The sequence below is a fragment of the Sorangium sp. So ce693 genome (genome assembly GCF_051521375.1).
Taxonomy (GTDB): domain Bacteria; phylum Myxococcota_A; class Polyangia; order Polyangiales; family Polyangiaceae; genus Sorangium; species Sorangium atrum.
The window spans coordinates 10,820,230-10,840,741 of the sequence record NZ_CP150347.1 but is presented as its reverse complement, the minus strand read 5'-3'; the positions used below and the strand labels follow the sequence as shown (position 1 = coordinate 10,840,741).

Sequence of the window (20,512 nt, the reverse complement as noted above, 5' to 3'; positions counted from 1 at the left end):
GGGAGCTCCTATGTTGACTGGATGTGTCGATTGGCCCGCTGAATTCGTGGATCGTTATCGAGGAGCGGGGTACTGGCGAGGCGAGCGCCTCGGAGAGATGCTGCGCACGCGGGCCCGAGCGACGCCGGCGCGCGTGGCCGTCGTCGACGGAGCGCGTCGCTGGACCTACCATGAGCTCGACGAGCGCGCGGATCGCATGGCCGCGGGGCTGCGCCGGCTCGGTATCGCGGCGGAGCAGCGCGTCCTGGTTCAGCTGCCCAACATCGCCGAGTTTCTGCCCCTGTGCTTTGCGCTGTTCCGGATCGGGGCCATCCCGGTGCTGGCGCTGCCGGCGCATCGAGAGACGGAGATCGTGCATCTGGCAGAGCTCTCCCAGGCGGTCGCGTACGTGATCGCCGACATGCATGTCGGCTTCGATTACCGGGCGCTCGCCCGTTCGGTATGCAAGCGGGTGGCGAGCCTCCGGCATGTCCTCGTGGTGGGCGATGCGGAGGAGTTCGTGCCGCTCTCCGAGATGGACGCGCCGGCGGAGATCATGGCCGGGCCGGACGCGCGCGATGTGGCCCTGCTCTTGCTGTCGGGAGGCACGACCGGCGCTCCCAAGCTGATCCCGCGCACCCACGACGACTATGTCTGCAATGTCCGCCTCAGCGCCGATGTGACAGCCCTCGACGCGAGCACCCGGTACCTGGTGAGCCTCCCCATCGCGCACAACTTCGCCCTGGGGTGCCCAGGCGCCCTCGGCACCCTGTACGCCGGCGGTACCGTGGTGTTCTGCAAGGACCCGAGCCCCGAGGCGGCTTTTCGATTGATCGAGCAGGAGAAGATCACGGTGACCGCCCTCATCCCGCCGCTCGTCCTGCTGTGGCTCGAGGCGGCGGAGTGGGTGCAGGCCGATCTGAGCAGCTTGAAGTGGATCCAGGTGGGGGGCGCTCGCCTCAAGGCCGAGACGGCCGCGCGCGTACGACCCGTCCTCGGCTGCGGGCTGCAGCAGGTCTACGGCATGGCAGAAGGGCTGCTCAACTTCACGCGGCTCGACGACGGCGAGTCCGCCGTGATCAACACGCAAGGCCGGCCGCTCGCCGAGGACGACGAGGTGAGGATCGTCGACGCCTCGGATGTCGAGGTGGCGGACGGCGAGGTCGGTGAGCTGCAGGCCCGCGGTCCTTATACAATCCGAGGATATTATCGCGCGGAGGAGTACAATCGTCGGGCGTTCACCGCCGACGGCTTCTATCGGAGCGGGGATCTGGTGCGGCGGCTCGCCAGCGGACATCTGGTGGTGGAAGGCCGGAGCAAGGACGTGATCAACCGGGGAGGGGAGAAGGTCCCGGTCGAGGAGCTCGAGAACTACCTCATGGCTCACCCGGCGATCCGTGACGTCGCCATCGTCGGCGTCCCCGACGCCACCCTGGGGGAGCGCACCTGTGCCTGCATCATCGCGCGCGGTGAGGCGCCCACGCTCGCCGAGGTGAACGCCTATCTCAGCCGTCTGGGGGTGGCCGCGTTCAAGCTTCCCGATCGTTTGAAGGTCCTGGAGAGCTTTCCGCAGACGAGCGTGGGCAAGGTCAACAAGCGGGCCCTGGCCAACCAGGTCTGTGGCGCCTCGCCCGCCATATCCACCTAGTGGACGGCTTTGCCTCGGTTCAGATGCCGATCGTTCCTCGAGACATCAACACCGACCCGAGTGACCATGAACAGATCTACCCGAAGTTTGCGCCGCATCTTGAGCGCGTCTGCGCAGTCCAGCCCGCACCTGATCCTGTGCCCCTTTGGTGGTGCGAGCCAAACGGCCTTCCGCAGCTGGAAGGCGCTGTCGCATGTGGACGTCTCGGCGTCCCTCGTGACCTACCCGGGGCGCGACCATCGCCTGCACGAGCCCGGCATGAAGAGCGTTCAGCACAGCGCGTCCGAGCTGGCGCACGAGCTGTGCGCGGAGCCCCCGAGCGGCCAGTGGCTTCTGATAGGCCACAGCGTGGGGGCGCAGATCGCGTTCGAAGCATGCCGCCTGCTCGAGCAGTGGGGCCGGGCGCCCGCCGGCCTCGTCCTGTCCGCTTGCCACGCTCCCCATCTGATCCCACGCCGCATGCTCAGCCCGCTCGATGACGAAGGGTTCGTCGAGGAGCTGGTCCGCCTGGGAGGATGTCCCGCGGAGTTCCGCACCGACGCGCAGCTCAGAGAGGTGTTCATGCCGATGCTGCGCGGCGACTTCCTTGCCTCGGAGAGCTACCGCCTCGCGCTGGATCGCTGTACCAGGCGCCTCCGGACGCCGACGCTCTTGCTCCACGGATCCGCCGACGATGAAGCTCGTCAGGACGAGGTGGAGGCGTGGAAGCACTGGCTGGAGGGGCGGGTCGAGCAGCGCGCGCTGGCTGGCGATCACTTCTACATCACGCAGGATCCACGGGCGTTCGTCGCGGAGGTGCTGCGCATGTTCCGGCTCCCTTCCAGGTCGACGGCGCCCCTCGGACAGGCGCAGATGCCCTGGAGCTATTTCCCCTGAGATCTCTCCAGGCCGGTGGCAACGTGGGTGAACCGTTGAACCGCGCCGCCTCGCATCTCCTCGGCGAAGCAGGGGCTTCCTTGACGGTTGCCCTGGTTTCCTCCAATCTCGCGGAAGATGTCCCGCGTCCGGCGACCCCACCGTCCACGCAGCGCGATCCTTCGCTGGATCTGCGCCGTGCTCCCGGTGTTCCTCGTCGTCGGCCTCATCGCTCAGGGCCACACCCTCCAGGCGCTCGGCATTGCGATCGCCTGCGAGCACCCGATGCTCGCGTCGTCCTCGGCGGAGGAGCGTCACGACGAGGCGCCGGATCGCCCGCACCGCGAGTGTCCGCCGAGCTGCCACGACTGCGCTTGCGGGCGCATCCCGATGACCCTGCCCCTGGCCGAGGTGCTGCCCTACGTGCTCCTCGAAGCCTTCGAGATCGTCGCATCGACACCGCCGGAGATGCCAGGGCGATCCCTCACCTACCGCCTCGAACGGCCACCCCGACGCCCGCGCGCTTGAGGCGCCCGCGTCAGGTTCGCATCCACGAGCACGGCCGCAGCGCAGGCGCGCGTGAGCGCCTCTGCGCCGCGCGGGCGTGGCTCGGCCCCCTCACGCGATCCTGACCGGGCAGAACCGCGGTTCTTCGCGCGAGCGCTCGAAGCGCTCGAGGGCTGCCGTCCATGTTCCGTACGCATTTACGTCGTCTGCTGGTCATTTCCTCGACTGCTCTCCACCTCTTGATGCCGAAGGCGGCGGCCGCCGAGGCCCCGCTCACGCGCGCTCGGATCGCCGAGCTCGTACGCGCTGCGCCGGCCGCGCGCGCCGCCGCTTCCGAGGCTGCGGTCGCCGGCGCCGCCGTTACCGCCGCCGGGGTCATTTCGCTCGAAAATCCGGTCCTGTCCGGGATGGGAGGGATCCGATTCAACCCCGACGGGGGCAGGCCGGCCGCCGCCGTGGCCTCGCTGTCGTGGCCGCTGGAGCTGGGCGGCCGGCGCGGCACGCGCGTCGAGGCCGCGAAGGCGGAGCAGCGCGCCGCGCTGGCCACCGCCGGCGAGGCGCAGCGGCGCCTCCTGCTGGCCGCGCTCCTCCAGCACGCGCTCGTGCTGCGCGACGAGGCGCAGGTCGCCCTCGCGGCCGAGCGCCGCGCGCTCGCCCAGCGGCTCGTCGCCGCGTCGGAGAAGCGCAAGAGGGCGGGGGAGGTGCCGGAGATCGACGTGGCGCTCGCGCGCCTCCAGGAGGGGCGCGACGCCGCCGCCGAGGCGACCGCCCGGGGAACGCGCGAGGCCGACCTGCTGGGGCTCCGGTCGATGCTGGGTCAGGCGTCGAAGGACGGCGCGGTCACGGGCGCGCTGGTGCCCGAGGAGGCCCCGCCGCCGCTCGCGACGCTGCTCCGCGAGGCCGATCAGCGGGCCGACGTGCGCGCCGCCCTGGCGACGGTGGAGGCGGCCAGGGCCAAATCGGATCGAGAGCAGGCCGGACGATGGCCGACCGTCAACGTGGTCGCCCAGTACGAGCGGGACGACCAGGCGAACATCGGGATGATCGGCCTCGCCTTGCCGGTGCCGATCCTGAACGCGAACCGGGCAGGGGTGGCGACGGCCGCGGCCGAGGTCGACGCCGCGACCGCCCGCCTCGCAGCGAGCCGGGCCAGCGCGGCGGGGGAGATCCAGGGGCTCTACGCGCGCTACGAGGCGACGAGGAGCGCGCTCGCCCACCTCGCGCCCGCCGCGGGTCTCTCGACGCAGGCCGTTGCGCTGTCGACGAGGGGGTACGAGCTCGGGGAGAACGACCTCGCCAGCGCCCTGCTCGTGCGCCGCGAGGCGCTCGATGCCCAGGCGGCGCTCCTCGACGCCGAACACGCCCACGCGAACGCCAAGATCGAGCTCCTGGTCGCGGCGGGGAGGTCTCCGCAATGAGCGCCGCGAAGGTGAAGATCGAGCTGACGCGCGCGAAGATCGCGGCGCTGGTCGGGGGACTCCTGCTGCTCTTCGCCGCAGCGGTGAAGGGGGCGCTGCTCATCGACCACGCGGTTCACGACCACGGCGCCGACGAGCACGAGGGACACGACCACGGCGAGCCGGCAGAGGCCGCCCATGGCCATGGCGAACACGACCACGGCGAGCACGGCCACGGAGAGCACGAAGAGGGCGAGCACGAGGAGGGCAAGATCAAGCTGTCGCCCGAGGCGCTCGACAACGCGCGGCTCGAGATCCTCGCGGCCGGCCCGGGCCAGGTCGCGGAGACCGTGTCGCTCCCGGGAGAGGTGGCGCTCAACGCCGAGGCCCTCGCCCACGTCACGCCTCGGGTCTCCGGCACGGCGCGCGAGGTGAGGAAGCAGCTCGGCGACACCGTGAAGAAGGGCGACGTGCTCGCGATCCTCGATAGCCGCGAGTTCGCGGAGCTCCAGCGGGAGCTCCTGACCGCGAAGGAGCGGCTCGAGCTCGCGGAGGCCAACTTCAACCGCGAAGAGGCGCTCTGGAAGGAGAAGATCGCCGCCGAGAAAGAGTTCCTCGCCGCGAAGCAGGCGCTCGCCGAGGCGAAGATCGAGCACCGCAGCGCCGCCCAGAAGCTCCAGGCGTCGTCCGGCGCGGGCTCCGGGGCCAAGGGGGGCGCGTACGCGCTCATCGCGCCGATGGACGGCACGATCATCGAGAAGCACATCAACGTCGGCGAGGTGCTCAAGGACGACACGCAGACGTTCGTCGTCGCCGATCTCTCGACGATCTGGGTCAACGTCACCGTGTACGCGAAGGATCTCGCCCGCGTCCGCGCCGGCCAGACCGCCCGCGTGCGGGCGGAGGGCATCGAGGAGCCCGCGGACGGCGAGATCACGTATGTCGGCCCGGTCGTCGGCGAGAAGACGCGCTCGGCGACGGCGCGCGTCGTGCTGAAGAACCCTGGCGCGGCATGGCGGCCCGGCTTGTTCGTGACGGCCGACGTGGCCGTCGATCGGGTCGACGCGCCGGTCGTCGTCTCGTACGAGGGGGTGCAAAGGGTCGAGGGGAAAGACGTCGTGTTCGTCCAGGAGGGCGACGCGTTCGAGGCCCGCGCCATCAAGCCTGGCCGCCAGGGGAAGGCTCCAGGCGCTCCGGGCGCCGAGCTCGTGGAGGTGCTGGACGGCATCGCCGCGGGGGAGCGCTACGTCGGCAAGAACAGCTTCATCCTCAAGGCCGAGCTCGGGAAATCCGAGGCAGGCCACGACCACGCGCACTGAGGAGGAAACGATGCTCACCCTCCTCGCGAAGATCCTTGCGTTCTCCGTCCGCCATCGCTGGCTTGTGGTGGTCCTCACGCTCGCGGTCGGGGCGCTCGGCGTCTACAACTGGAGCCGTCTGCCGATCGACGCGGTGCCCGACATCACCAACGTCCAGGTGCAGATCAACACCTCGGTCAAGGCGCTGTCGCCCGTCGAGGTCGAGCGGCGCGTCACCTTCCCCATCGAGTGGGCGATGGGCGGCATCCCCAGCGTCGAACAGGTCCGGTCGCTCTCGCGTTACGGCCTGTCGCAGGTGACCGTCATCTTCAAGGACGGCACCGACATCTTCTGGGCGCGCCAGCTCGTGGGCGAGCGCCTCGCGGCGGCCAAGGAGAGCCTGCCACCGGGCCTCGGCGAGCCGCAGATGGGCCCGATCGCGACCGGGCTCGGCGAGATCTACATGTGGACGCTCGAGGCCTCGCCCGAGGCCCGGCGGCCCGACGGCAAACCCTACGAGCTCACCGATCTGCGCACCATCCAGGACTGGATCGTGCGCCCGCAGCTCCGCACGGTGCCGGGCGTCACGGAGATCAACTCGATCGGTGGTTATGAACAGCTCTATCAGGTCTCGCCCGATCCGGCGAAGCTCGTCGGCTACGGCCTGTCGTTCCGCGACGTGCTGGAGGCCGTCGCGCGCAACAACGCCAACGCAGGCGGCGGCTACATCGAGCACAAGGGCGAGCAGTACCTGATCCGCGCGACAGGGCTCGTTCAAGGCGAGGACGATATCCGTCGCATCCTCGTCGGCCATCACGACGGGGTCCCGATCCGCGTCGGGGACGTCGCCGAGGTGGGCGTGGGCCGTGAGCTCCGGACCGGCGCGGCGACCGAGGACGGGCGCGAGGTCGTCATCGGCACGGCCATCATGCTCGTCGGCGAGAACAGCCGGTCCGTCTCGCAGCGCGTGAGCGAGCGGATGCAGTCGGTCAACAAGTCGCTCCCTGAAGGGGTCACGGCCAAGACCGTCTATGACCGCACCTACCTGGTCGAGGCGACCTTGAGCACCGTGCAGAGGAGCCTGCTCGAGGGCGCGGCGCTGGTCGTCGTCGTCCTGTTCCTCTTGCTCGGCAACGTCCGCGCCGCGCTGATCGCCGCGCTCGCCATTCCCTTCTCGATGCTCATCGCCATCACCGGCATGGTCGAGGGCAAGATCAGCGGCAACCTGATGAGCCTCGGGGCGATCGACTTCGGCCTCATCGTCGATGGCTCGGTGATCATCGTCGAGAACTGCGTCCGGCGCTTCGCCGAGGAGCAGCACCGGCTCGGGCGGGTGCTTACCAGGGATGAGCGCATCGAGCTGGCGTACGAGGCGTCGCAGGAGGTCCGGAAGGCGACGATCTTCGGCGAGATCATCATCGCCATCGTCTATCTGCCGATCCTGACGCTCACGGGCATCGAGGGGAAGATGTTCCGGCCGATGGCGGAGACGGTGGTCCTCGCGCTCGCCGGCGCGACGATCCTGTCGATGACGTTCATCCCCGCGCTCGTGGCGCTCCTCCTGACCGGCAAGGTGTCCGAGAAGGAGAATTTCCTCTTCCGGCACGCGAAGCGCGGCTACGAGCAGATCATCGGCTGGGCCCTCGCCCACCGCAGCGCGGTGGTGATTGGCGCGACCGCCCTGCTCGCGGTCTCGGGGCTCGTCGCGACGCGGCTCGGCAGCGAGTTCGCGCCCAAGCTGAGCGAGGGCGCCCTCGCGCTCCAGCCGGCGAGGATCCCGTCCATCGGGATCACCACGAGCGTCGAGATGCAGATGCAGCTCGAGCGCGTGCTCAAGGAGCGGTTCCCCGACGAGATTGAGCACATCTTCGCCCGGACCGGGACGGCCGAGGTCGCGACCGATCCGATGGGCCCGAACGTCTCCGACACCTACCTGATGCTGAAGCCACGGAGCGGGTGGAAGAAGGCGAAGACGCAGGAGGAGCTCGCGGAGGCGATCGAGGAGGTGATCAAGGACCTGCCCGGGCAGAACTACGAGTTCAGTCAGCCCATCGAGCTCCGGTTCAACGAGCTCATCTCGGGCGTGCGGAGCGACGTCGCCGTCAAGGTCTTCGGCGATGATCTCGACGTCATGCTCAAGCAGGCGCAGAAGATCGGCGGCATCCTCGGAAAGACGCCGGGCGCCGCCGACGTCAAGGTCGAGCAGGTCACCGGCCTGCCGGTGCTCACCATCGACGTCGACCGGGACGCCGCCGCCCGCTACGGGCTCAACATCGCCGACGTGCACGCGGTGATCGAGGCAGCGGTCGGGGGCATCAGCGCAGGCGAGGTGTTCGAGGGAGACAAGCGCTTCGACCTCGTCATCCGCCTCCCCGACGCGATCCGCGGCGACATCCGCGCGCTCCAGAACCTGCCTGTTCCGCTCCCGGAGGCGGACCGCCCGGAAGCCGCCACGCGGACCGTCTCGGCGACGGACCGGCCGGAGCAGCACGCGGCGTTCGTTCCGCTCGGCTCGGTGGCGAAGATCGCCGTCGAGGAGGGGCCCAACCAGGTGAGCCGGGAGAACGGCAAACGCCGGGTCGTGGTGCAGGCGAACGTGCGCGGGAGGGATCTCGGGAGCTTCGTGGCCGACGCGCAGCAGCGGATCGACGCGGAGGTGAAGCTCCCGGCCGGCTACTGGACCGCGTGGGGCGGGCAGTTCGAGAACCTCATCGCTGCACGCCAGCGGCTCGCCCTTGTCGTGCCGGTCGCGCTCGGGCTCATCTTCGGGTTGCTCTTCCTGTCCTTCGGGACGCTGAAGAACGCCTTGTTGATCTTCACCGGTGTCCCGCTCGCGCTGACCGGAGGCATCTTCGCGCTCTGGATCCGCGGGCTGCCCGTCTCGATCTCCGCGGCGATCGGGTTCATCGCCCTCTCGGGCGTCGCCGTGCTCAACGGGCTGGTGATGGTGACCTTCATCGAGAACATGCGCCAGCAGGGCGAGTCGCTCGACGATGCCGTCTTCCATGGCTCGATCGCGCGGCTCCGCCCCGTGCTCATGACGGCGCTCGTCGCGGCCCTCGGCTTCGTCCCGATGGCGCTCGCGACCGGCACCGGCTCCGAGGTGCAGCGGCCGCTCGCGACGGTCGTGATCGGCGGCATCCTCTCGTCGACGGCCCTCACGCTTCTGATCCTGCCGACCCTCTACCGCTTGTTTCATGCGAGGGAGGCGACTGCCGCTCCGGCGCCTCCCCTGGCCGAACGCATCATCGAGAGAGGAGATCCTCCTGCTTGAGCAACATCGGTATCCCCTCGTGCTGGCGGTCATCGTCGCCATGGCATCGGCTGCGAGCGCCGTCGGCTGCGGCGGCGACAACTGCCATGAGGGCCATGAATGCGAGGAGGTCGAGGGAGGCGGGCAGGAGGGCACCGGGGGGGCCGGTGGTGAATCGAAGGATGCCAAGGGGCACGATCACAAGGAAGGCGACGGCCACGACCACAAGGAGGGCGACGGCCACGACCACTGAATCGTTGCTCATGGCCCGTCCAGAACAAGCGCCGATACTCATCCGCCCCGACCGGCACCAGGCCGCCTCAACCGCGATCGAGGGCGACTCGCCTACGCCTGGAACGGCGCTCTCCTGACGCCGCACCCTCAGCGCTCGTCCCGCGCTTCCCATCCCAGCTGCGATGCACAATGGATCGGCGCTGGGGGGCATCCATGTCGCTCACACTCGGCATTTTTCTCCTCGTGCTCGCGATCGCGCTGGGCGGGTTCCTGGCGGTGCTTCGCGGCTGGGACAGCGGCCTCATGCCAGCGATACGCACATTCGCGGTCGTTGCCGCGGCGTCGATCGCGTTTCTCCACCTTCTGCCCGAGGCGCTCGGCGAGCTGGGCTGGCGCGCGCTGCTGCCGGCTGCGGCCGGATTGCTGGCGCCGACGGTGATGGAGCGCCTCGTGGCCGGGGAGGACTCTGCCCATCGTGCACCGAGGATGGCGCTCGCGCTGGGATACGCGGCGGTGCTCGTGCACCAGTTTGGCGATGGCGCGGCCGTCGCGTCGCTCGCTCGGGCCGGGCTGCTGTCCACGCCGGTCGTGCTGGCTCTCGCGGCGCACACGGTGCCGCTCGCCATGGTGGTCTCGCTGCTGACGCGCGAGACCAGAGCGGGGGCCGATGGCTTCCACGTCACGTGCGCTGCGCTCACAGGCGTAGCGCTCGCCACCGTCCTGGGTTCCCTGACGCCGCGGCTCATCGGTCAGCATCGCTTCGAGAGCGCCGAACCCTGGGTGCTCGCCACGATCGCAGGGCTCCTCGTCCACGCGGTGTCGCATGAGGCGCTCGCGAGCCGCGCGGTGACGCCCGCGAGCCGCGCCGGCGAGGCCGCAGGAGGGCTGCTCGGCCTGGCGCTCGGGGTGCTAGGCATCGACGACGAGGCGTGGGTGCGACGCTTGCCGTCCGGCTTCAGTGGCGCTGGGCTGGTCCTCGTGGCGGCGCTCGTGCTGCTGCGCAGCTACGGCCCCCGGCGCGCCGTGCAGCCTCGCCTCTGACATCGACCCTTGCGGCCGGGTGGACCGTTCACGACATGACCGCGGCGCTGGAGGGATTGGGGCCTGAAACGGGCATGTCTCAGGAGCGTTGAGCCGGCGATGCCCGCGTGGAAATCACGCTGTTACCATCGCCACGGATTCCCGCCTTGACACCCATACGGCGGGCGGCCGCCATAGTAACCACCGAAGGGCGGACGGCCACCGCCACCGTAGTAACCGCCGAAGGGCGGGCGGCCACCTCCACCGTAGTAACCGCCGCCCCAGCCCCAAGGGGCGTTGTAGCCGCTTCCCCAGGGCCGGCGACCGGGGTAGCCAGGCCTACAGCCTCCGCCTGGACGCCCCCAGCTGCGCGCCCCGCTCGTCGCGGTCAACCCGCTTCCGTCGCTCTCTCCACCATGCTGCTCCGACGTCGGTCCCGACGCTTCGAGACCGGCCTGGTCGGCGTCCCCATCGTCCGCATCGCCGGCTTCGACGGCGCACCCCATTGCCAGGGCAGCCATCATCGTTGCAGCTCCCATGATCCACTTGCTCATCGACTTCTCCTCTGTCGCCCTGGAGTGGTCTTGGTCCCCAGCGCGATCCAGCCCTGCATCGAGAGCGAAGCGTGTGCCGTAGGCCTGTGTGCATGTGTTGCCGCAAAAGGCCCACACAGGAAGACCAAAACCGTACGGATCGGGAGATGCGCGGCGAGACAGAGGATATCGCGCCGGCAGAACCACCGGGTAGTGGCCGATCCGCCCCGATGCCAGTCGCCGCGGTGCGGGCCTGAGCAGCACGCCCCCAGGACGCGGGCCGCAGCCATGCGACCGGCGCTCAGGACCCCGCGGTGGCCGGCGCGCCGCGAGGTGCGCACGGGTCGCCGCGCTCGGCGTCCGGCGGACCAGGCGCGGGCCTCGCGCTTCTCCGCGACGCGCGCCGCGGTCGCGCGGTGGCCGCGCTCGCGCCGGCGGGGAGCGTCGGCTCGTAACCGATGAGGCGCGCCGAGTTGAACACGACGAGGAGCGTGCTCAGGTTGTGGAGCACCGCCGCGATGAACGGGTTGAGCGCTCCCATCGCCCCGACCACCAGGCCCCCTGCGTTGACGCCCAGCGCGATGCCGTAGTTCTGGCGGATGACGTCGAGCGCCTGGCGGCTGAGCCGCAGCGTCGTGACGACGCCGGCGATGTTGTCGGCCGCCAGCGCGATGTCCGCCGCTTCGATCGCGACATCGGAGCCGGCCGTGCCCATGGCGATCCCGACGTCGGCCAGCGCGAGCGCCGGCGCGTCATTGATGCCATCGCCCACCATCGCGACGTGGAACCCCGCCGCCTTCAGGTCGCGGATCCACTCGTACTTCTGCTCGGGCAGCAGCTGGGCACGCCACTCCGTGAGCCCCACCGCGCCGGCGACCGCGCGGGCTGACTCCTCGATATCACCAGTCAACATGGCGATCCGCTGCACGCCCTCCCGGCGGAGCTGCGCCAGCGACGACGCCACGTCCGGACGGAGCTTGTCGCGCACGCCGATCAGCCCGACGAGGCGACCCTGGTGGGCCACGTACATCTCGGTCTCGCCCTCGGCCGCGTGCTCCGCGTAAAGGGCCTCGGCCTCGGCGGACACCGCGATGTCGAACTGCTGCATGAGCCGACGGTTGCCCACCAGCACGATGTTGTTCTGCCAGTCCGCGCGCATCCCCCGCCCGACAAGGATCTCGCATGCGTCGTGGGGCTGGACCGTGATCTCACGCTCCGCCGCGTGGCCCACCACGGCCAGCGCCAGCGGGTGCTGGGAGTGCAGCTCGCCGGTCGCCGCGAGCGAGAGGACCTGCTCGGCGGTGTAGTCGTCCACGAGCGAGATCACCCGCTGCACGGAGGGAACTCCTTGCGTCAGCGTCCCCGTTTTATCGAAGACGATCACATCCAGCTTCGCCGCGGCCTCGAGGTGGGTGCCGCCCTTGATGAGCACACCGCGACGCGCACCGTTCCCGATCGCCGCGCTCACCGCGGTGGGCGTCGCGAGACCCGCCGCGCACGGGCATGCGATCAGCAGCATGGTCAGCGCCCTGGTCGCGTCGCCCGTCAAGGCGAGGACCGCGATCGACAAGGCGAACGAGGCAGGAACGAACCGTCTGGAGAACCGCTCCCCCACGGTGTGGATAGGGGCTTGCAGCTCGCGCGCCTGCTCCACGCGCTGGATGAGGCGCCCGACGGCCGTATCGCTGCCGACCCGCTCCACACGCGCGCGCAGGCCGCCGGAGAGGAGCACGGTGCCAGCGTAGACGGTATCTCCGCTCACCTTCATCACGGGCACGCTCTCGCCGGTGATGGGAGCCTCGTTGATCGTGCCCTGGCCCTCCACGATGACGCCGTCGATGGGGATGCGCTTGCCCGCGTAGACCGCGATCAGGTCTCCTGGCTGGAGCTCTGCTACGGGGCGGCGCACCTCCTGCTCGCCGAGGACTTGCCAGATCTCCTCGTCCGGCATCTCGAGAAGATCGCGGATCGCTCGCTCCGTGCGCCTCAACGTCAGCGCCTGCAAGTACTCGCCCAGGTTGAGGAGCCACAGCACGGTCAGCGCGGTGACGTTCTCGCGCAACAGGAGGCTGGCGATCGTCGCCGACCCGACGAGCGTATCCGTGTTCATCCCCGTCTGGCCGGAGATCGAGCGCCACCACCCCTTCAGGAAGGGATACCCCGAGATCAGCGTGGCGGCGATGTTGATGCCGCCGACGATCGGACTCGACGCCAGCGCGCCGGCGCCGAACGCGAGCCTCTTGATGCCGAGGCCGAGGAGGACCGAGCCGCCGAGGACGAGGTTACGCACCTGCACGTCGAGATCCCCGTGCTCGTGGTCCTCGTGCTGATGATGCCCGCCTCCCTGGCGCGCCTCGCGTGTGGCCGCCCGCTGCTCCCGCCACTGCCGGTAGGCGTCGTCCTCCAGCGCGGGAGACGAGAGGGCGGCGCAGAGCTTCGCCCGGATAGCGGTCGGGGTGAGCCCAGGATCGCAGCGCAGAAGCAGGCGCCCCGTCACGGGATTGGCCTGGACCTCCTCGATGCCCGCTTCTTCCTGCAGCGCGGACTCGACGGCGGCGGCATAGCGGAGATTGTTCTTCAGGCCCCGCGCCTCCCACCGCATCCGCCCCCCGACGACAGAGCGCAGACGCAAGCGAGCGTCCCGCTTCGTGCTGGGAGGATGTGAGCTCGCTCCAGCAAGGCTCACGCGCCTGCCCGCTGGTGTGCGTGGGCATGGTCATGAGCATGCCCGTCGTCGCCCGAGGCCGGCTCGGACAGATCGCCAAGCTGAGCCTTTGCCTCGGCGACGATGTCCTGCAGCTCCTCGCGGAGCCCCTCCACGATGCCCACGAGCTCCCGTTGCGCGACAATGCCGCCCTTGACGGCGAGGAGCGCCAGGGGGCGCACAGCGCGCCCCACGAGAGGGGCGAAGAGGGCACCGGCGGCGAGGGCCGAGAGGGCGACGATCAGCTTCGATTGAGCCAATTGCAGCGACATCAGGGGTGCCTTTCACTCGGCAGGTAGCGGTTCACCAGAACACCGCCGTTCGGCTTGAGCTGAGCAATAGTCGTCGCCGCTCGCTCTGCAAGCCGTTCACCGGAGATATATTCCCCATCTTCGTCGTCCTTGAGACCATCCTGATTGAGCCGCGTTTCCAGCGCTTCGACGCGTCGATAGGAGGAGAGCGACGCGGCCGCGGGAATCACACATGAGCGGGTGACAGAGCATATGAGCTGAGCTTCGGAGCGCACCTGGAAGCGCGGATGTTCATCCAAACACTCCCATTTCGCGCAGCGCGCGGCGCCCAGCTGGCGTCTCCGACAGAGCGCGCCTGTCGGGCTCGGCTGCCCCGGCGCCGCGTCCGCCGCGGATGCCGCCGGAGCCCTACGCCGCCTACAGCGCGAAGGTGGGGCGCTTCCTGCCGGGCCTCGGCCTCGCTCGAAAATAACTAGCAATTCCAGTGGCTTACGCGTTTGTGTGCGCGCTGTCCCGATCGTTCGCCGAGCGGCCTAAAGGGGGAAAGGAGCTCGAGATGTCCACCGTTCTTCCGAGGCGCTGGCCGCTGCCAGCCATTACATTGGGTCTCGGCGAGGCCGCTCGCGCCGCCTGCTGCGCGATTCCTTTGCTGGGCCTGAGCATCGGCGCTGGCGGGCTCGGCGCCTCGTCGCCCTCGGAGAGCCGCTCGGCTAAGCAGCGGCAACGTCGCCGCGAAGCGGCCAGCGTCGAGCTGGGCTCCGTTCAGGACCCGGCGCCGACCCAGGAAGAGCAGATCGTCGCCGACGATCTTCGCGCCGCCGTCCGCGCCGTCCTGGGCGAGCTGCCCGAGCGAGACCAGGCCGCGCAGGCGAGCGCGGCCGCGTGACCTGCTCGCGCCCTCATCGCGCCCCCGCCGCGACGCGGGCGAACGCGTCGGGATAGAGGCCCACCTCGGCCTCGCTGCGCATCTCCAGCGTCTCGGGATCGAGCCGGAGCACCTTGCCCGGCGTCACGGTCTGGTCGCCCTCGCAGACGACGAAGAGCCCGTGCTCCTCGTCGAGCTCCGCGAGGTGCGGCCTCATGCATTCATCCCTGATGTTCTGGGAGATGGCGCCGTTGTCGTCCGGGTTCATGCCGATCCGCGCGATCATGTCGGGCACCTGCGTCGGCACGTAGACGGCGCTCCCGTCCGGCGCCCACGCGGCGAAGTAGGGCGCGCCGATCGTGAGGATCGTCTTGGACTCGTCGAACGTCTCCGACTCGACATCGAAGAAGCGCACGTCCCGGCTCGCCGTATTGCTCACGGCGATGGTCTTCCCGTCGGGCGACATGACGGCGGTGTAGGGCCCGTAGCCCGAGGAGTGGGCGTCGGGCGCCAGGGGCGGGCCGACGGGGACGAGCTTTACCTCGGCGTCTGGGTCCGTCAGGTCGACGATCGCGAGCGCGTCATCGCCATAACAGGCGACGTAGGCCCGGGCGCCGTCCGGCCGCGAGAGGGCGATCCCATGCGCGGCTTTGCAGACCGGGATGAGCCTCGGCGTGGCCGAGCCCTGAAGCAAGACCGCGTCGGGATCCACGACCGCGAGCGATGAGCGCGCCGCCTCGGGGTCCTTCGGGTTGTCGAGCGCGCGCTTGAGATCGAAATGAGAGACGACCACGCGCCTGCCGTCCTCCGAGATCACGATGTCGGCCGGGTTGGGCTCGACGCGCACCTGCCCGAGGAGGCGCAGGTCGTCGAGCGCGAGCTTCTGGACATAGCCGGCCACCGAGCTCCCGCCGTGGACCGAATGCGAGCCGATCGCGCCCGCGGTGGCAGGGTACGACAGCGTGATGTAGAGCGCGCCGCCCGCGGCGTCCACGGCCGCGCGGTGGGGCCCATCGATCGTCACGGGATCGCGGCCCACGGGGCGGGCGCCGAACCGCTCCCCGGTCGCGAGCGCGACGAGGGAGATCGTATCGGAGAGGCTATCGGTCACCACGCCCATGCCGCCTTCCGGAATCACGATCTCCGGAAGCCGGTTCGGATAGGGGTCGCCCTCGTAAGCACTGTAACGGTATTCGATGAGGGTATCGGGATCGCTGCAGCTCGCCAGCATCGCCGCCGCGAGCGCGCAACCCAGGAATCGCGCAATGACCATGGATGACCTCGAGACGAGCGTCGCCTGCCGGGGGACGCCGCATCCTAGCATCCGCCCGCGCTGGGCGAGGCGATGAATCGATTAGGCGTCGGCCGGAGGCAGAAAATTCCAAACTGACAGCTTTGCCCGATGGACCTTCCGGTGGTGCCTGCTGCGTCCGTGGCCCGCGGTTCTTACCGAGCAAGCTTGTCGGTGATGAGGAGGGGCGAACCAGCGGTTGACCGCGCGCGGTCGATCTCCGCGAGCCCGCTGCCGTGAACCGTGAAGATCTCGTGCGTCTCCATCCGACGATCGGTCATCCCCACATTGCCGACCTCCGAGGTTCGCCCGGAGATCCGGGATGACCAGCCTCGGCGTTCGCCGGGGTACGCGCTGCGGCCACCCCGGTGACCCCTACGGTCACCGCGCCGTGACCGCGCCGGTCAGAAGTCAGGAGCACCGAGCCGCGCTTCGATGGACGAGAACTGATACCGCATCAGGATCGTCTGTGACCGTGGAAGGCACAACGAGGCGGTCGCTTCGTTCCTCCGCCGGGGCCATCGAACCTGGCAATGGGATTTTCGTGCTACCGGCGGCCTTGGAGCCCTGGCATGGCGCTTGCGCAGTAATGGGTAGTTGGCCCGGATCGGCCCGAGCAAGGAGCTCACCATGTTCATCCCTCCATCTATTCACCGTTCTCTCCTCCTTTTGTACGCCTCCGTCCTCGCGGCGGCGGGCTGCGTCGCTGACCCGTCGTCCGATGCGGGCGAGCCCGTCGGTGATACTTACGAGAGCTTCGATGAATGGAAGGCCAGCCTCCCGCGCGATCCGAACGACGGCGCTTATCTCGTCGACGGCGACATCGGCGTTCACGATGACGTGACCCTGAAGGAGCTCTCCGCCGAGTACCAGCAGCCGGGGGCGCTCATCGTCAACACGCGCGACGACGGGAGCGATGACCGCTGGAGCGACGAGCAGAAGATGAACCTGACGTATTGCGTCTCTCCGCGCTTCGGCGACGATTACGACGCGGTGGTCGCCGCGACGGGGGCGGCTGGGTCCGCCTGGGCGAGCGCCGCCGCCGTGCGCTTCGTCTACGAGCCCGACCAGGACGAGGCCTGCGAGCACGAGGAGCATCCCGCGCTGTTCGAAGTCGTCCCCGCCAGCGGCACCACGTACAACGGGCGAGCTTTCCTTCCGAGCATGGTCGCGCGGGGGTATCACCAGGTCTTCATCGATCTAGAGAACATCGCGCGGGCCGCCTCGAAGACCCTGACCGGGGTCCTCCGGCACGAGCTCGGGCACGTCCTCGGCTTCCGGCACGAGCACGTCCGGCCGGAGAGCAACGGCGCCTGCACAGAACGCCCCGGTTGGCGGGCGCTCACGCCTTATGATCCGGGGTCGGTGATGCACTACAACGCGGAGAGCCGGTGCGAGGGCACCAACGAGGGAGACTACGTGCTGACCTGGCTCGACGAGGCAGGGGCGGCGAAGCTGTATGGCGAGCCTCGATGAGCTCCTCCGCGGCGGGTGACCGCCCGCGGCCGGTCTCCACGTCGCGCCGTCCGCAGCGCGAAGGATGTAATTATTGCACGCGTACTCTCCCACCGTGCAGTCGCTGCCTCTCTTGGGGGGGCGAATCGCGGCGGGCATCTCGCACGTGGAGACGTCGCCGGTTGGCGGGCATGACAGGGCGCTGAGAGGCCAGGCGCCGCACAGACTCAGCAGCTCTCTGGCTTCCCGGAGGGTGATGCCGAATTCCTGGGCGCGCTTGATGAACGCAGCGAACCCCACGGGCGCGAGCTCCGGGTTCGGCGCGTCCTCGAGCGTCACCGTGCGCGGCTCGAGGGCCATCCCGCAGATCGGGCAGGAGCCCGGCTCCGTGCGGACGACCTCGGGGTGCATCTGGCAGGCGTACTCGACACGCATCGCCTGGGCCGGAGCGAGCGGCTCCAGGGCCATTCCGCAGGAGGGGCATGTTCCCGGTCCGGTCTGTCGGACCTCGGGGTGCATCGGGCACGGACGAATGCTTCCGAGTCGTCACCGGAAGTTCTGCACCGCCCACACGCTGCCGTCAGGGAAGGTGTGGAACCCGCAAGCCACCTTCGTGTACCGGGTGCTGCTCATGTTGATGTAGTGGCCGTGCTTCTCGAAATCCTCGCCCGGCCCCTCGTCCCACATGAGCTGCAAACACGGGACGATCATCGAGTCCGGTGGGCCTCCCCACCCGGGGCACTCGTTCTGGGCGTTCTCGTCGCACGTGCCGAACGCGCCGTGAAACTCGCCGGTGTTCCCATCGGACTCGGCCTCTTCATCGGAGCACGACTCCGCCTCGACCCAGCGCGCGAGGGGCGGCAAGCCGAGCGTGGCGCGGTGCTCGTTGATCGTATCGACGCACAGCTGCGCCGCGCCCGTGGCGCCGCCCGAGCCGCCGGCGCCGCTCCCGGAGCCCTCGCCGCTCGAGCCTCCGGTGCCGGCCGTGGCCGACCCCCCGGCGCCCTGCGCAGAGGAGCCGCCGGCACCCTCGGCGGACGAGCCTCCGGCGCCTGCCGTGGCCGAGCCTCCGGCGCCGCCGGCGCCTGCCGTGGCCGAGCCCCCGGCGCCCTGCGCAGACGAGCTTCCGGCGCCGCCGGCGCCTGCCGTGGCCGAGCCGCCGGCGCCTGCCGTGGCCGAGCCGCCGGCGCCTGCCGTGGCCGAGCCACCGGCGCCCGCCGTGGCCAAGCCGCCGCTGCTGGTGCTCGGCCCGCTGCCGGAGTCTCCGTTGTGGACCTCGACCCCGGCGCCGCTCGACGGCCCGCCGCCTTCGCCATCGATCGACGCGTCGCCCACCTCACCGACGCAGCCCGACAGCACAGAACCGATGAACGCCGCGGCGAGCGCGACGACGCATGAAGGCGTCCAAGTGGTAAGCATCCGTCGAGTCTATGGGGCATTCGACGCATGCTCAACATCGACCGATCCTGCTTCACTTTTGCATGCTTGAGCTGTTCAGGCTCGATTGGCGGGCTTCCCGCGCGCCTGTGCGGAGAGAAGCGCGCGTGTCGCATGGAGTTGTGTTCGTTTGCTTCGAATTCCACTCGTGCGAGACAGGACACCGCACGCCAGCGAGCGGCGACCGCCTCTCAGATGTCGCCCCCGCGGGCCGGCGGCGCGCGGAAGCTTGAACGCCCGCCGGGCCCTGGCCTCGTCTTCCGCCGATCGAGGCGCGCCGCGCCTCCGCTGGAGATAGACGATCGTCGCGCCGGCGAGCGCGTTCGCGACCATGAGCGAGTTCGTCGCCACGAAGACCCAGCTCTCGAGCATCCAGCTGTAGACGACGAACCCGATCGACGCGGCCAGCTGGCCGACGAAGAGCCACCTGGAGACGCCCTGGCTCGTCTTGCTCTTCCACTGCTTGTAGACCTGATTGCCGACTGTCAGGACGAGGATGCCAGAGCTGACCCAGCCGATCGCGTCTTCCATGTCTCACCGCCGGACCGTCGCTCGACCTCTCCCCTCGAGCGGGCCTCGTCAGGCCCGGGCCACGCCGTTCGCGTGGCCCTCGTGGATCGTGTGGCTCGCCTGGTCCGCGGACGTCTTCTTGTAGCCCGCCGGCAGCAGCGTCTCGTAGCCCTCGGCCCGCCGCTGCTCGAACTCCGCCTTCATCGACTTGCCGAGCTCGGTGAGGCGCTTCTCGTCCACAACCTTCTCGACCGCCGGGAAGAGCTCCCCTTCCTCCTCCTCGACGTGGTGCTGGATGAGCTCCTTCAGCGTCGTCACCCGCGCCTTGAACGAGAGATCCTCCGGGGAGGTCGAGAGCAGCCGCTTCAGCGCGAGCTCGGCGATGGCGTGCTCCTCGAAGCTCTCGAGGATCACGTCCTCCTTGATCTGCTGCACGGCGGGATAGAACGTCTCCTGCTCGATCGCCATGTGCGCGGCGAGCTCGTTGGCGAGCTCGGCGAGGACGAGCGCCGGATCCGATCTGCCGCTCTCCAGCTGCTTGAAGAGAGACTCCACCTTGCGATGCTGCTTCTCGAGCAATGACGTCGCTTTCATCTTCCTGCCTCCATGGTGCGCCGCGCCTCCGCGCGGCCGGGGTCGTCCGGGTTTCATCGCCGGGCGGGGCGATCTCGCGCGCGAGGCGCTCCGGCCAGCCTTGTTCATGGTTCGACGCGCGATGAGGGGCGAGCGCGCGGGCTCGCCCCTCATCGCCCGAACAGCCCGAGATCGCCTCGGGCTACTTGTCCGTCTTCTCCTCGATCTTGTCCCCCGCCTTCTCGGCGGCGTCGCCCGTCGACTCCGCCGCGTCCTTCGCCTCGTCCTTGACGTCGCGCGCAGCGTCGTCCACGGCCTCGCCCGCCTTCTCGGCCGGTCCCTCCGGCTGAGGCTTGCTGCCTCCGCAGCCGATCACACCGACGCAACCGATGACCATGCTGCCCAGGAGCAGCGACCGAATCCCTGTTTTCACGGTATCCTCTCCTCCGCGCTCGACCACGCCCAGCGGCTCTGCCCCCTCGGCGCGCCCGGCGGTTTCTCGACGACTCTCTGCGCTGGCTTCGAGCTGTCTTGTCCAGCTCCCAGCTTCATCCTGCCTTCAGTCAACGATGTCCGTTGGCCATGTTGGTCAGCAATGCCCGGGCCAAACCGCGCCGAGCGCCCGCGCGTGCTCCTCGTCACCACATCCTCGGATCCCGGGGATCGCTCCCCCTGAGACACATTGCCTCGACCGTGGCGTCC

At 69.5% G+C, this 20,512-nt stretch carries 18 protein-coding genes and 1 pseudogene; 10 read left to right on the top strand and 9 right to left on the bottom strand.

Annotation, left to right across the window (positions count from 1 at the left end):
• Positions 1-10: 10 nt before the first annotated feature.
• From WMF14_RS40395 to WMF14_RS40360, 8 genes are all read left to right on the top strand, one after another.
• Positions 11-1,627, top strand: coding sequence for a (2,3-dihydroxybenzoyl)adenylate synthase (locus WMF14_RS40395; protein ID WP_437795283.1), 1,617 nt, complete (start codon positions 11-13; stop codon positions 1,625-1,627).
• Positions 1,628-1,693: 66 nt separating this feature from the next.
• Positions 1,694-2,503 carry a thioesterase II family protein gene (locus WMF14_RS40390; RefSeq protein ID WP_437795280.1) on the top strand — a complete coding sequence of 270 codons (810 nt, stop codon included), beginning with the start codon at positions 1,694-1,696 and terminating at the stop codon, positions 2,501-2,503.
• 177 nt (positions 2,504-2,680) lie between these two features.
• Complete coding sequence (locus WMF14_RS40385; protein ID WP_437795278.1) at positions 2,681-3,010, top strand: hypothetical protein; 330 nt, start codon at positions 2,681-2,683, stop codon at positions 3,008-3,010.
• A 161-nt stretch (positions 3,011-3,171) separates the two neighbouring features.
• Complete coding sequence (locus tag WMF14_RS40380; RefSeq protein WP_437795275.1) at positions 3,172-4,407, top strand: TolC family protein; 1,236 nt, start codon at positions 3,172-3,174, stop codon at positions 4,405-4,407.
• Entirely contained in the window at positions 4,404-5,705 is a 1,302-nt protein-coding gene (locus tag WMF14_RS40375) for an efflux RND transporter periplasmic adaptor subunit (RefSeq protein WP_437795272.1), read from the top strand. The genes WMF14_RS40380 and WMF14_RS40375 overlap by 4 nt, the downstream gene beginning before the upstream one ends.
• A gap of 10 nt (positions 5,706-5,715) precedes the next feature.
• Positions 5,716-8,958, top strand: a complete 3,243-nt coding sequence (locus WMF14_RS40370) for an efflux RND transporter permease subunit (protein WP_437795269.1) — start codon at positions 5,716-5,718, stop codon at positions 8,956-8,958.
• Between the two features lie 40 nt (positions 8,959-8,998).
• Positions 8,999-9,190 carry a hypothetical protein gene (locus tag WMF14_RS40365; protein ID WP_437795267.1) on the top strand — a complete coding sequence of 64 codons (192 nt, stop codon included), beginning with the start codon at positions 8,999-9,001 and terminating at the stop codon, positions 9,188-9,190.
• A 194-nt stretch (positions 9,191-9,384) separates the two neighbouring features.
• Complete coding sequence (locus tag WMF14_RS40360; protein ID WP_437795265.1) at positions 9,385-10,212, top strand: hypothetical protein; 828 nt, start codon at positions 9,385-9,387, stop codon at positions 10,210-10,212.
• A gap of 813 nt (positions 10,213-11,025) precedes the next feature.
• Here WMF14_RS40360 and WMF14_RS40355 read toward each other — a convergent pair.
• Genes WMF14_RS40355 through WMF14_RS40345 form a run of 3 tightly spaced genes read right to left on the bottom strand, consistent with a single transcriptional unit; the run spans position 11,026 to position 13,978 of the window.
• Positions 11,026-13,356 carry a heavy metal translocating P-type ATPase gene (locus WMF14_RS40355; protein ID WP_437795263.1) on the bottom strand — a complete coding sequence of 777 codons (2,331 nt, stop codon included), beginning with the start codon at positions 13,354-13,356 and terminating at the stop codon, positions 11,026-11,028.
• A 50-nt stretch (positions 13,357-13,406) separates the two neighbouring features.
• Positions 13,407-13,700, bottom strand: coding sequence for a hypothetical protein (locus WMF14_RS40350; protein ID WP_437795261.1), 294 nt, complete (start codon positions 13,698-13,700; stop codon positions 13,407-13,409).
• Complete coding sequence (locus WMF14_RS40345) at positions 13,700-13,978, bottom strand: hypothetical protein (protein WP_437795259.1); 279 nt, start codon at positions 13,976-13,978, stop codon at positions 13,700-13,702. Before WMF14_RS40345 ends, WMF14_RS40350 begins: the two co-directional genes overlap by 1 nt.
• A gap of 200 nt (positions 13,979-14,178) precedes the next feature.
• Here WMF14_RS40345 and WMF14_RS40340 point away from each other — a divergent pair, with 200 nt between their 5' ends.
• Positions 14,179-14,565: a hypothetical protein gene (locus WMF14_RS40340; RefSeq protein WP_437795256.1), complete on the top strand. Its 387-nt coding sequence runs from the start codon at positions 14,179-14,181 to the stop codon at positions 14,563-14,565.
• A gap of 13 nt (positions 14,566-14,578) precedes the next feature.
• Here the strand turns inward: WMF14_RS40340 and WMF14_RS40335 are convergent, their stop codons facing one another.
• Entirely contained in the window at positions 14,579-15,817 is a 1,239-nt protein-coding gene (locus tag WMF14_RS40335; RefSeq protein WP_437795254.1) for a YncE family protein, read from the bottom strand.
• A gap of 648 nt (positions 15,818-16,465) precedes the next feature.
• On the opposite strand from WMF14_RS40335, the gene WMF14_RS40330 reads away from it, so the two are divergent.
• Positions 16,466-17,311: a hypothetical protein gene (locus WMF14_RS40330; protein WP_437795253.1), complete on the top strand. Its 846-nt coding sequence runs from the start codon at positions 16,466-16,468 to the stop codon at positions 17,309-17,311.
• Between the two features lie 285 nt (positions 17,312-17,596).
• On the opposite strand, the pseudogene WMF14_RS40325 reads toward WMF14_RS40330, so the two are convergent.
• From WMF14_RS40325 to WMF14_RS40305, 5 genes and pseudogenes are all read right to left on the bottom strand, one after another.
• Positions 17,597-17,830 (bottom strand): annotated as a pseudogene (locus WMF14_RS40325) (heavy metal-binding domain-containing protein); the annotation flags it as partial.
• Between the two features lie 6 nt (positions 17,831-17,836).
• Complete coding sequence (locus tag WMF14_RS40320; RefSeq protein ID WP_437795251.1) at positions 17,837-18,709, bottom strand: CAP domain-containing protein; 873 nt, start codon at positions 18,707-18,709, stop codon at positions 17,837-17,839.
• A gap of 75 nt (positions 18,710-18,784) precedes the next feature.
• Complete coding sequence (locus WMF14_RS40315; protein WP_272102621.1) at positions 18,785-19,258, bottom strand: hypothetical protein; 474 nt, start codon at positions 19,256-19,258, stop codon at positions 18,785-18,787.
• Between the two features lie 48 nt (positions 19,259-19,306).
• Positions 19,307-19,831 carry a hemerythrin domain-containing protein gene (locus WMF14_RS40310; protein WP_437795247.1) on the bottom strand — a complete coding sequence of 175 codons (525 nt, stop codon included), beginning with the start codon at positions 19,829-19,831 and terminating at the stop codon, positions 19,307-19,309.
• 181 nt (positions 19,832-20,012) lie between these two features.
• On the bottom strand, positions 20,013-20,243 hold the full coding sequence (locus tag WMF14_RS40305) for a hypothetical protein (RefSeq protein WP_272102623.1): 231 nt from the start codon (positions 20,241-20,243) through the stop codon (positions 20,013-20,015).
• Positions 20,244-20,512 lie beyond the last annotated feature (269 nt).

Excerpts from the sequence above, each read along its gene's own strand:
- WMF14_RS40375 (WP_437795272.1), top strand. The coding sequence starts at position 4,404 with ATGAGCGCCGCGAAGGTGAAGATCGAGCTGACGCGCGCGAAGATCGCG.
- WMF14_RS40370 (WP_437795269.1), top strand. The coding sequence starts at position 5,716 with ATGCTCACCCTCCTCGCGAAGATCCTTGCGTTCTCCGTCCGCCATCGC.
- WMF14_RS40335 (WP_437795254.1), bottom strand. The coding sequence starts at position 15,817 with ATGGTCATTGCGCGATTCCTGGGTTGCGCGCTCGCGGCGGCGATGCTG.
- WMF14_RS40395 (WP_437795283.1), top strand. The coding sequence starts at position 11 with ATGTTGACTGGATGTGTCGATTGGCCCGCTGAATTCGTGGATCGTTAT.
- WMF14_RS40320 (WP_437795251.1), bottom strand. The coding sequence starts at position 18,709 with ATGCTTACCACTTGGACGCCTTCATGCGTCGTCGCGCTCGCCGCGGCG.
- WMF14_RS40350 (WP_437795261.1), bottom strand. The coding sequence starts at position 13,700 with ATGTCGCTGCAATTGGCTCAATCGAAGCTGATCGTCGCCCTCTCGGCC.
- WMF14_RS40310 (WP_437795247.1), bottom strand. The coding sequence starts at position 19,831 with ATGAAAGCGACGTCATTGCTCGAGAAGCAGCATCGCAAGGTGGAGTCT.
- WMF14_RS40380 (WP_437795275.1), top strand. The coding sequence starts at position 3,172 with ATGTTCCGTACGCATTTACGTCGTCTGCTGGTCATTTCCTCGACTGCT.
- WMF14_RS40365 (WP_437795267.1), top strand. The coding sequence starts at position 8,999 with ATGGCATCGGCTGCGAGCGCCGTCGGCTGCGGCGGCGACAACTGCCAT.
- WMF14_RS40360 (WP_437795265.1), top strand. The coding sequence starts at position 9,385 with ATGTCGCTCACACTCGGCATTTTTCTCCTCGTGCTCGCGATCGCGCTG.
- WMF14_RS40390 (WP_437795280.1), top strand. The coding sequence starts at position 1,694 with ATGAACAGATCTACCCGAAGTTTGCGCCGCATCTTGAGCGCGTCTGCG.
- WMF14_RS40315 (WP_272102621.1), bottom strand. The coding sequence starts at position 19,258 with ATGGAAGACGCGATCGGCTGGGTCAGCTCTGGCATCCTCGTCCTGACA.
- WMF14_RS40330 (WP_437795253.1), top strand. The coding sequence starts at position 16,466 with ATGTTCATCCCTCCATCTATTCACCGTTCTCTCCTCCTTTTGTACGCC.